The sequence below is a fragment of the Planctomycetia bacterium genome (assembly GCA_034440135.1).
Classification (GTDB): Bacteria; Planctomycetota; Planctomycetia; order Pirellulales; family JALHLM01; genus JALHLM01.
This window is the reverse complement of the sequence record JAWXBP010000529.1, coordinates 1-8,749: the sequence shown is the minus strand read 5'-3', so window position 1 is coordinate 8,749 and position 8,749 is coordinate 1. Positions and strand designations below refer to the sequence as shown.

Below are 8,749 nucleotides of genomic sequence, written 5' to 3'. Positions count from 1 at the left end.
GCCGTTTACCCCGAGTTCGCGCAGTTCCTGGTCGACCAAAGTATCGAAAGCATCTCGCTCAACACCACGATTTGTAGCCACTGCCAAGCACACGCAGTGACAGTCTGAATGGTTCTCACAAGGAGGAATGGCTATGCTGGTGGTCAGTCGCAAAGTCGGCGAACAGATCTGTGTGCCGCAGTGTGACATTGTGCTTACGGTTTTGGCGGTCAATGGACGGAGGGTCCGACTGGGGATCGCGGCCCCCGAGAAGATTTCCATCATCAGGAAAGAACTGGAGGACGGTTCGCCACAACACAGTGCTCGTGCGGTCGCTTCGGGGACCGACTCAGAATCCGTGTCGCTTGGCTAGGCACAGTGACATATCGACCAGACTTCAAAGGATGATCGACTTGGTTTCGGTAACAGGAGCCGGGGAAGCCAGATGAAACGGCGACGACGAGCCTCGGTCGGAGCAGCGGCGTTATTCGACCGTACGGAGACGACATGACTGACGAGAATTCAGCCTTGCCTACAGGCGAGGGACAAACGCCGTTGACATACGATGTGGCCGGGATCGACGGTGCCGCGATCATTCTTGGGCAATTGCTCTTGGATACCGGGGATCCCATTGATCGCGGACGGCTTCGACGTGTGGTCCGTGAAGCAGCAGATGCGTTTCCCGGCGACGCATCGCAGCTTTGGTGGCACTGGATCGGAGAGGCGGGGACTAATCTGGGTTTGAAGTGCAAAGTGGTGGATTGCACGCCAGATGAGTTTCGCGACTTGGCTCGCGACGGGGCACGACTGGTTCTTTACGTGCCGGGATCCGCCCCCTGGCGCGCGGTGACCGACGCCCGCGGACGCAAAGTCCGTCTGGCACGCGCATTTCCCGAGCATTCCTCTCAATGGTGCAACGCCTCGGATTTGCGCGAGTTTACCGGCAATCCCGGAACTCAAGACATGTTGCGATGTGTGATCGTTGAACGCTCGGTTGCCTATGGCGACGCCGTCAGTCTTCACGCCGAAAAAATGTCGCCGCCTGCACGGCTGTGGGCATTGCTGCGCCCGGAACGCTCGGACATTTTCGTTCTATTGGTGTTTTCCTTCATCGTCGGTCTGCTGGCATTGGCCACTCCCATCGCGTTTCAATCGATGGTTGATACCGTGGCGTTTGGACGTTTCCTGCAGCCGCTCGTCGTGCTGACACTGCTGCTGCTGACCTTCATGTCGTTCTCTGCCGCGATTCAAGGTCTGGAGTCATATGTCGTCGAAATCATCCAATGCCGATTGTTCGCCCGCGTGACGGCCGACTTGGCATATCGGCTGCCGCGAGTCCGCGCCGAGAGCCAGGACGGAAAGTACATGCCCGAGCTGGTTAACCGATTCTTTGACATTGTTACGGTGCAAAAGGTCACGGCCAAGTTATTGCTGGACGGGCTGACCCTGGTGCTGAACACGGTGATCGGCATGGTCGTGCTGGCCCTCTACCATCCGTGGCTGTTGGGTCTCGACGTTGTTCTGCTGGCGATGCTGGCGTTCGTCGTTTTCATCCTCGGGCGAGGTGCCGTGACGACCAGCATCAAGGAGTCGAAGTATAAGTATGCGATCGCGGCCTGGCTGCAAGATCTGGCTCGATGTGCCGTTACATTCAAATACGACGGTGGGGCGGAGTACGCTTTAGAACGGGCCGATCATGTCGTATCCGAATATCTGTCGGCCCGCAAAAAGCATTATCGCGTGCTGATGCGGCAGATCCTGTTTTCCTTGTCGATCCACGCGGTCGCCAGTGCCGTCTTGTTGGGGATTGGCGGCTGGTTGGTGATGACGGGCGAGTTGACGCTGGGGCAACTGGTTGCGGCAGAACTGATCGTGACCGTCATCGTCGCTTCGTTCGCCAAACTGGGTGGATACCTTGAGAGTTACTACGATCTGCTGGCGTCGGTCGACAAGCTGGGAGTTTTGTTGGACCTGCCCATCGAGGAACAGGAGGGCTTGCTGCACCGGTTTCCAGCGCAGCCGGCATCCCTGACGGTCCGCGGTGTAGACTACTCGTTGTCTGGTGGAGTTCGCGTCTTGGAATCGATCCGCCTGGAGATTGGTTCTGGCGAACGCGTGGCGTTAATGGGGTCAGGAAAGAGTGTGCTGCTCGACCTGATCTTCGGACTGCGCACTCCGACGCACGGCCATTTGTTGCTGGACGGAATCAACCCTCGCGACCTGCGTCCAGACTTTCTGCGCCGCCGCGTTGCGCTCGTCCGCGACGTCGAAGTGTTTCAGGGCAGTGTGGCCGAGAACGTGCATCTCGGCCGTCCCGAGGTCACGCTCATTAACGTGCGCGATGCTCTGGAACAAGTCGGTTTGCTGGAAGGTGTGCTGCGGCTACCGGAAGGGATTGACACGGATCTGACCAGCGCCGGGGAGCCGCTCACGGAAAACCAGTTGCGGCGTCTGATGCTCGCGAGAGCCATCGTCAGTCGGCCGGGCCTGTTGCTGGTTGATGGAGTCTTGGACACTTTGCCTGACGAGGAAGCGGTTGAGTTGATGGGCGCACTTTGCGATTCACGCCGGCCGTGGACGCTGTTGACCGTGACCGGTCGCGCCTCACTGCAGAAACAATGTTCGCGCGTGATTGAACTGCAGCACGGGGAGTCGCGCCGCGATGTGTCGGCGGGCGCGGATCAAATTGAAGGTGAGAAATGAGTAACCACGACGAAAACGGGACCACCACGGCAAAAGTAATCACACGGCGTCGCCGCACGATACTGTTGCCGGTCGCCTATAGTGAGGCGCAGATGCCGTCGTTGCGGTTGGCCCGCTCGTCGCGTTTCGCCCGGCGGATCGCCAAGGTGCTGTCCGCACTTTTGCTCGCCACGCTCATGCTGGTCATGTTCGCACCCTGGCAGCAGTCGATTACCGGTAGCGGCAACGTGGTGGCATACGCGCCAGGGGAACGGCAACAGACGATTGAAGCGACAATCAAGGGGCGGATTGTTCGCTGGGGCGAGGGAATTTATGAAAACGCACGCGTTGAAAAGGGGCAGATGATCGCCGAAATCCAGGATCTCGATCCGTCGCTGCTGGGACGCTTGCAGGACCAGTTGGCCTCCACCCGACAGCAGGTCAACGCAGCTCACCAGAACGTTGCGGCCAATCTTCGAAACTTGGAGGCGACACACACCATCGTCGAGTCCTTGGCAGCACAAGTCACGGCTTATACCGAGGTGAAACTGCAAGTCGTCTCTTCGGCGGATGCCTTCATCGAGAATGCGCAGCAGAAGGTCATCGCTGAGGAACAGCACTTGATCGAGCAATTGGCGGCGTTCGCACAGGTCACGGCGGACTACCAGCGCCAGAAGCAATTGTACGAGGAGAAAATCGCCTCGCAATTCAAGTTCCAGGAGGCCGAACGCAAGTACAAGGAAGGCGAAGCCAAGATCGCCAAACACCAAGCCTATGTGCAGGCCGCCAAAGACGAAGTGACTGGAAAACAACGAGATCGGGATGCCAAAGCCCAAAAGGCTCAGGTGGATATCGATTACGCAAAGGCCTTGTTCGGCAAGTCCAAGGGGGATGTGGCCAAGGCGGAGGGGGACGTGGCCAAGTCCGAATCAGAATTGAATAAGGCCGAGAAGGAACTCGCGGAGATGCAGGTCAAGGTGTCACGGCAAGAGAGCCAGGTGGTTACTGCCCCCTTCGATGGCTTCATTGTGCAGATCACGCCGAACCAGGGCGGACAGATGATCAAGGAAGGCGACATACTCTGCGTGATTGTTCCCGATACGAAGGATCGTGCCGTGCAACTATGGCTCAACGGCAATGACGCTCCGCTGGTTGAGCCGGGGCGGCACGTGCGATTGCAATTCGAGGGTTGGCCTGCCGTCCAGCTAGCAGGCTGGCCGTCTGTGGCAGTCGGCACGTTCGGCGGAGAGGTCATCTCCGTCGATTCGATCGACAACGGCAAAGGGGAATACCGTATCCTTGTTCAACCTGACGAACGCGACCCAGACTGGCCCGGGGCGGAGTGGCCGGAAGGGAGATTCTTGCGTCAAGGTGTGCAGGCCCATGGCTGGGTATTGTTGGACCGCGTTCCCTTGTGGTTTGAAGTGTGGCGGCGCATGAACGCTTTTCCGCCGGTCACGTCATTCGAGAAGGACGGATCGAAAGACAAACCTAGCAAACCGCCGAAGGTCGGCAAGACGCCTTAACAGCCGGTCGAAGTAGTCCCAGACGGGTGGTTGCTAGCTTTCTAACCCACGGAGCTTTTGTAGCTAGCACACCGTCGAAAACGAATACTTCAACAGGCTGTTAAGTCACAAATGCCCTGGCAAGTAAAACTAACTGTAGCGGTTACGCAGACCATGACGATAACTGCAACTGCGTCGCTGCGCCCGGTTGTCGTACGCGCTGGATCATCGTGGAACGTGTTTGTTAAACCGTGGAAAGGCTGAGACTTGCGTCCATTGAGTGCCATCCTGATGTTGCTGATGCTAACGGCTGGCTGTGCGAGCGTGGAACCGGCCCGTCGCGTCAGCCGATCGACCAAAGCGCCGTCCGTTGGCCCTGAATCTCCCCCGAGTACTGGCCACCTGATTACTCCGTCGTCACAAGATAGCGTAGCCGGCATGGAGAACGCCGGACCGAGTCACGGCGGAGTTGTCACGGTCGCCCATGTGACACATCCGGAGAATGCGGCCGAAGAAATTCCGGCTGGTCGGCGCAACGAAGTATTGCAGTTGGAGCAGGTCCTCGAGTCCGTGCAGCGCTCCTTTCCGCTGCTGGAAGCGGCACTTTTAACCCGCGACGCAGCGTTCGGTGAACATCTGGCGGCCCACGGGGCGTTCGACCTGAAATTGAAAGGTGCAACCGAGAACGGGCCACTAGGCTTCTACCAGACCTATCGACAGAGTATCGGCCTCGAACAACCGACATTCGCGGGCGGCGCGCTGTTCGGGGGCTACCGCGTCGGCCGCGGGAATTTTCAACCGTGGTACGGGGAAAGACAGACCGACGACGGCGGTGAGTTTCGAGCCGGCGTGACCGTGCCGCTGGCTCGCAATGTGAACATCGACGCCCGGCGTGCGCAGTTGTGGCGCACAAATTTGGACCGTCAATTGGCCGAACCGGAGATCAGGCTGCAACTCATCGACTTCGTACGGGCGGCTTCTTATTCCTACTGGGACTGGGTCGCTGCCGGCCGCCGTCACCAGATCGCCGCTTCGTTGCTGAAAATTGCCGAAGACCGCAACGAAGCCATTCGTCGCAAGGTAGAGACGGGCGATACGGAACCGCCCGTGCTGCAGGACAATCGCCGCTTGATCGTTTCACGCGAAGCCAAGTTGATCGAGGTGCAGCGCAAGCGACAGCAGGCATCCATTAAGCTGTCCCTGTACTATCGCGATGATCGAGGCCAACCCCTGGTGGCGGACGATGGCCAACTTGCGGATTTTCCAGTTCCGCAGCCGGTCGATGAAGACGCCCTCGCCCTGGACATCGAAGCGGCTATTGCAAACCGGCCAGAACTACTTGCGCTGAACCTCCTGCGCCAACAATTGCAGATCGACTTTGCCGAGGCTCGGAACGACCTCTTGTCGGATGTTCAGGCGGTTGTGGCAGGTTCGCAAGACGTCGGCGCTCCGGCGAGCAGCAAGAATGACAAATCGCAGTACGAACTCGAAGCGGGGTTATTTCTGGATGTGCCCGTTCAGCGTCGCAAGGCACGAGGGAAGATGACGGCAGTTGGGAGCAAACTGGGGCAATTGGCTGCCAAGCGGCGGATGACCGCCGACAAAATCTCGACCGACGTAATGGCCGTCTATGCCGCGCTGGTGGCCGCTTACCAACAGATCGAGCGTGCGCACGAATCCGCTGAGTTAGCTGATCGTCTGGCAGAGATCGAACGCCGCAAGTTTGAGCTAGGGGAAAGCGACCTGCTTTCCGTCAACCTCCGCGAACAGCAAGCGGCCGAGGCACAAAGTACCGAAGTGGACGCTATGTACGAGTACTTTGCTGCCCGCGCTGACTATCGAGCCACGCTGGCGCGCGATTGATGTCCGCGTTCGGATTTACCCCACTTTCGTGACCCCGACGAACTATTGACAATTGAAAGACAGCGAGGCCGAAAGCTCGACGCGACGGATACCCGTGATCGATATGGGCTGAGTCGACGTACCTCGGGAATGCACGGCGTCAGCCGAGAAGCGTCGTGAGAACGTCCACGAGTATCAATACCGCGATGATGGCTTCCAATACTTCCGCACGATAGCCGGCCGCCTGGTCGGAGACCACTTGGTACCCCCCTTCCAGCACCTCGAGTGACCGACGGATGCTCTGTTCCCACGCCTCCAGGTGAAATCGCTCGGCCAGCAGGCGGTTCACGCGGGCCAGATATTGATCGCCGACCAGCTTGAGCGCGTTGCTCGTACGCTCGAACATCGTATTCGCCTCGACCTTGATCTCGCCGAGGGCCCGCATTTGCCTCGTCTGCGGTCGCCAGAAAGGCAAACGTCGTTGGGCCAGCGCGTGCATCAGGCCGTAGGCCGCCGCAAGCTGCTGGTCCAGGCGATCGTCGATTTCGCGGAACTCCGACAGTTGCAAATTGGCGAACTCGATGACTTGCAAGGTGTCGGCGCAGTCTTGATCGATCAACACGGCGGCCGCCCAATCCGGGACGAATAGGTCCGTCGGACGATATCGCAATTGAATCCTCAAGGCTTCGGCTATCTCCTCGGCCACCAGCGGCTCGGGATCGAGCCGAACCAGGCCCGCCAGCCATGCCGCCCGATCGGCCAACAATTGCGGAACGGGCGGCAACGCGCCGGGATCGAATGCAAATACGAAGTACTCCTCGCTCGTATGGCCCCACTGCGGGCGTTGAATCGCCGGCAGCAATCGCTGGAACAGCGGCTCGGCGGCCGACCGTGCGGCCTGCGCCGGAACACTCGCGTCGGCCAGGCTGCCCGCTAAGCCGAGCAGGGCCGACGGCGTCAATCGAAACGGCACGCTCAGGGCGATGCTTGCGGCGGCGAAGTCGAACACGGTCGCCTCGACACGGGCCTCCACCACCCCGATCTCGGCAAGTTCCAGGGTCACCGGCGCCGGCTCGATCTGCAGCGGCGACGGCCGGTAGGCAATCGACGACGGCGTGCGCCGAGGCCGCGGAAACGCGTGCGGTTCCGAAGGGACGAGCCGCCGGGCGTGCTCCAAGTCCACCTCTTCGCCCCAATCAAAGGCGACGAAAACATGCAGCACGCCGGGAATCGCAAGGGCGGCGTCATCCCGGTCGGAAGCCGGCGAATCCGGCAGTGCGTCGGAGGATGACATGGATCGGCCCTCAAAACGGATGTAACCGCACCGAATCGCGTAAAGCTCGTCCCGGACCTAGGCGGTGCGCCCCCCGATCGCCCCACGCCTGATCGTTATGCTTCCTTTCCGAGGCGGCCCCGGGAGCGAGGCAACGCCGTATCACTCGAACCGCTCCGTTTCGCATCTTCCAGCGCGGTTCGGATCGCGACGAACTCGCCGACGTTTTCCATCGTCAGCAATCCCACCAGGGCATGGTTGCGGAGCACCGGCAGCGTAGGGCATTCACAGGTTTGGAATCGCTCAAAGGCCGTTTCGAGCATTTCGGCCGCCTCGACGGTGGAGAACTCCTGCCGCATGATCTCTCCAACCGCTGCGTTCTGGCCGCGCTGGGCGAGCGACGCCAGCAGATCCGTGCGCGTCAACACGCCCACGACGCGACCGTTCTCGACCACCGGAAAGTCGTGCTGTGAACCTTCCAGGATCAGTTCGATAGCGCGGTGGATCGAGTCGTGAGGGGACAGGGTGCGAAAGTCGGTCAGCATGGCCTTCGCGACGGGGATGCCGCTGAGGGACGACTTCATTTGCACTACGTTGGCTTCTTGGGCGGCGCCGATCCAGACGAAAAACGCGATGAACAACAGGAACGGATTGCCGAAGAAACCCAAAAAGGCGAACAGCAACGCCATCGCCTGACCGATGTTCGCGGCGATCTGTGTGGCGCGCGCGTATTCCAGCCTCGTCGCCAGCAAGGCCCGCAGCACACGTCCGCCGTCCATGGGAAACGCCGGGAGCATGTTGAAGACGATCAGCATTACATTGACCGCCATCAGCCGTTCGAGAAACGGACCGCTTGTCACACTGAGTTGATCCAGCGGCGTGAAAGCAGCCGTGAACTGGAGCCAGGCAAAGAGCGCCACCGCAATGACCACGTTGACGGCCGGTCCGGCCAGGGCCACCCACAGTTCCTGCCGCGGTTCCTCCGGCATGCGTTCCAGGCGCGCGACACCACCGATTGGCAACAGGGTGATGTCCCGTGTCTTGATGCCATACCGGGCCGCCATCAGCGCATGGCCGAACTCGTGCAGCACCACGCAGCCGAACAGGGCGAGGATGAAGCCCACCCCTTCCAACGTTTTTCCCCAACTATGGCCCGCCGACCAGTGACTCAGGATGATAAATCCAATCAAAATCAGAAACGTGGCATGCATGTAGACGCCGATGCCGCGAACTTCACCGAGTTTCCAAGACCATTTCATGATTCACCTCCAACGCTGTTTTGCCGTCTATCGCCACGGGAAACGAATCTGCGACCCGCGCGGAAAGGCAGATCAATGCTTTAGTGTCCCCCAGCGATCACACGTATCGCATCAGTACTGTCCGGTCAGAAGTCGAACAGTGGCAATTGGTTAGGATTAGTGCCTGGTGAAGTTTGGTGTGAGAACGTCGAAAACAGCTGTAAAAGGGG

General features: G+C 59.7%; 6 protein-coding genes. 4 read left to right on the top strand and 2 right to left on the bottom strand.

Features of this window, described 5'->3' with window-relative positions; genetic code table 11:
• The first annotated feature begins 127 nt into the window (after positions 1 to 127).
• From SGJ19_29550 to SGJ19_29535, 4 genes are all read left to right on the top strand, one after another.
• On the top strand, positions 128 to 352 hold the full coding sequence (locus SGJ19_29550) for a carbon storage regulator (protein MDZ4784411.1): 225 nt from the start codon (positions 128 to 130) through the stop codon (positions 350 to 352).
• 134 nt (positions 353 to 486) lie between these two features.
• Positions 487 to 2,682, top strand: coding sequence for an ABC transporter ATP-binding protein (locus SGJ19_29545; GenBank protein MDZ4784410.1), 2,196 nt, complete (start codon positions 487 to 489; stop codon positions 2,680 to 2,682).
• Positions 2,679 to 4,187: an HlyD family efflux transporter periplasmic adaptor subunit gene (locus tag SGJ19_29540; GenBank protein ID MDZ4784409.1), complete on the top strand. Its 1,509-nt coding sequence runs from the start codon at positions 2,679 to 2,681 to the stop codon at positions 4,185 to 4,187. The genes SGJ19_29545 and SGJ19_29540 overlap by 4 nt, the downstream gene beginning before the upstream one ends.
• Positions 4,188 to 4,457: 270 nt before the next feature.
• Positions 4,458 to 6,029, top strand: coding sequence for a TolC family protein (locus SGJ19_29535; GenBank protein MDZ4784408.1), 1,572 nt, complete (start codon positions 4,458 to 4,460; stop codon positions 6,027 to 6,029).
• 139 nt (positions 6,030 to 6,168) lie between these two features.
• Here SGJ19_29535 and SGJ19_29530 read toward each other — a convergent pair whose 3' ends face one another.
• Positions 6,169 to 7,302, bottom strand: a complete 1,134-nt coding sequence (locus SGJ19_29530; GenBank protein MDZ4784407.1) for a hypothetical protein — start codon at positions 7,300 to 7,302, stop codon at positions 6,169 to 6,171.
• 95 nt (positions 7,303 to 7,397) lie between these two features.
• Positions 7,398 to 8,540 carry a site-2 protease family protein gene (locus SGJ19_29525; protein MDZ4784406.1) on the bottom strand — a complete coding sequence of 381 codons (1,143 nt, stop codon included), beginning with the start codon at positions 8,538 to 8,540 and terminating at the stop codon, positions 7,398 to 7,400.
• Positions 8,541 to 8,749: the final 209 nt, after the last annotated feature.

What these genes read in the sequence shown, in the direction of transcription:
- SGJ19_29550 (MDZ4784411.1), top strand. Translation starts at nt 128, where the DNA reads ATGGCTATGCTGGTGGTCAGTCGCAAAGTCGGCGAACAGATCTGTGTG.
- SGJ19_29545 (MDZ4784410.1), top strand. Translation starts at nt 487, where the DNA reads ATGACTGACGAGAATTCAGCCTTGCCTACAGGCGAGGGACAAACGCCG.
- SGJ19_29540 (MDZ4784409.1), top strand. Translation starts at nt 2,679, where the DNA reads ATGAGTAACCACGACGAAAACGGGACCACCACGGCAAAAGTAATCACA.
- SGJ19_29535 (MDZ4784408.1), top strand. Translation starts at nt 4,458, where the DNA reads ATGTTGCTGATGCTAACGGCTGGCTGTGCGAGCGTGGAACCGGCCCGT.
- SGJ19_29530 (MDZ4784407.1), bottom strand. Translation starts at nt 7,302, where the DNA reads ATGTCATCCTCCGACGCACTGCCGGATTCGCCGGCTTCCGACCGGGAT.
- SGJ19_29525 (MDZ4784406.1), bottom strand. Translation starts at nt 8,540, where the DNA reads ATGAAATGGTCTTGGAAACTCGGTGAAGTTCGCGGCATCGGCGTCTAC.